The sequence below is a fragment of the Exiguobacterium sp. S22-S28 genome (assembly GCF_043359615.1).
In the GTDB taxonomy this organism is placed as follows: domain Bacteria; phylum Bacillota; class Bacilli; order Exiguobacteriales; family Exiguobacteriaceae; genus Exiguobacterium_A.
Genome location: NZ_JBHFFC010000016.1, coordinates 1 through 1,001 on the forward strand (window position 1 = coordinate 1; position 1,001 = coordinate 1,001).

Here is a 1,001-nt window from a genome sequence, read left to right on the forward strand (position 1 = left end):
CGATATGAAAATAATGGTCGGGAAGACAGGATTCGAACCTGCGACCCCTTGGTCCCAAACCAAGTGCTCTACCAAGCTGAGCTACTTCCCGAAAAGTGCACCCTGAGAGATTCGAACTCCCGACCCCTTGATTCGTAGTCAAGTACTCTATCCAGCTGAGCTAAGGGTGCATAATAAGTGCGGTCGAGAGGACTTGAACCTCCACAGTGTTGCCACCACTAGGCCCTCAACCTAGCGCGTCTACCATTCCGCCACGACCGCAAATTATGCTATTTGATGTTTCTTAGATGAAAAAATTGGAGCGGAAGACGGGATTCGAACCCGCGACCCCGACCTTGGCAAGGTCGTATTCTACCACTGAACTACTTCCGCATTTATAATATAAATGGTACGGGTGAAGGGACTTGAACCCCCACGTCAAAGACACTAGATCCTAAATCTAGCGCGTCTACCAATTCCGCCACACCCGCATAAAAAAATGGTGTGTCATGCAGGATTCGAACCTGCGACCCTCTGATTAAAAGTCAGATGCTCTACCAACTGAGCTAATGACACAAACAGTATAAAATTTAAAATAAAATGGGGCGACTGATGGGAATTGAACCCACGAATGCCGGAATCACAATCCGGTGCGTTAACCACTTCGCCACAACCGCCATATTAAGATGGTGCCGGCAACAGGAGTCGAACCCGCGACCTACTGATTACAAGTCAGTTGCTCTACCAGCTGAGCTACACCGGCAGGTGTAAATGGTGGCTTTGGACGGAATCGAACCGCCGACACAAGGATTTTCAGTCCTTTGCTCTACCAACTGAGCTACAAAGCCGTTTGAATTTTAATCAAAAAAATAAAAATGGCGGTCCTGACGGGATTCGAACCCGCGATCTCCTGCGTGACAGGCAGGCATGTTAACCGCTACACCACAGGACCGTGGTAACTTGACGACTTCTATAATACTATATCAATCAGTCAAAATTGTCAAATACTTTATTAAAAAAGT

General features: G+C 47.3%; 10 tRNA genes. All 10 read right to left on the bottom strand.

Annotated features, from left to right (window positions below):
• Positions 1-14: 14 nt before the first annotated feature.
• The 10 genes from ACHA8N_RS04715 to ACHA8N_RS04760 all read right to left on the bottom strand — a co-directional run bounded on the left by ACHA8N_RS04715 (position 15) and on the right by ACHA8N_RS04760 (position 931).
• Positions 15-91: transfer RNA gene (locus ACHA8N_RS04715), tRNA-Pro, on the bottom strand.
• A gap of 5 nt (positions 92-96) precedes the next feature.
• Positions 97-170, bottom strand: a tRNA-Arg gene (locus ACHA8N_RS04720).
• Positions 171-178: 8 nt separating this feature from the next.
• Positions 179-261 (bottom strand) — tRNA-Leu (locus tag ACHA8N_RS04725).
• Between the two features lie 36 nt (positions 262-297).
• Positions 298-372: transfer RNA gene (locus tag ACHA8N_RS04730), tRNA-Gly, on the bottom strand.
• 14 nt (positions 373-386) lie between these two features.
• Positions 387-470: transfer RNA gene (locus tag ACHA8N_RS04735), tRNA-Leu, on the bottom strand.
• Positions 471-479: 9 nt separating this feature from the next.
• A tRNA-Lys gene (locus ACHA8N_RS04740) sits at positions 480-555 on the bottom strand.
• 25 nt (positions 556-580) lie between these two features.
• A tRNA-His gene (locus ACHA8N_RS04745) sits at positions 581-656 on the bottom strand.
• A 10-nt stretch (positions 657-666) separates the two neighbouring features.
• Positions 667-742, bottom strand: a tRNA-Thr gene (locus tag ACHA8N_RS04750).
• A 9-nt stretch (positions 743-751) separates the two neighbouring features.
• A tRNA-Phe gene (locus ACHA8N_RS04755) sits at positions 752-827 on the bottom strand.
• Between the two features lie 28 nt (positions 828-855).
• Positions 856-931: transfer RNA gene (locus ACHA8N_RS04760), tRNA-Asp, on the bottom strand.
• Positions 932-1,001: the final 70 nt, after the last annotated feature.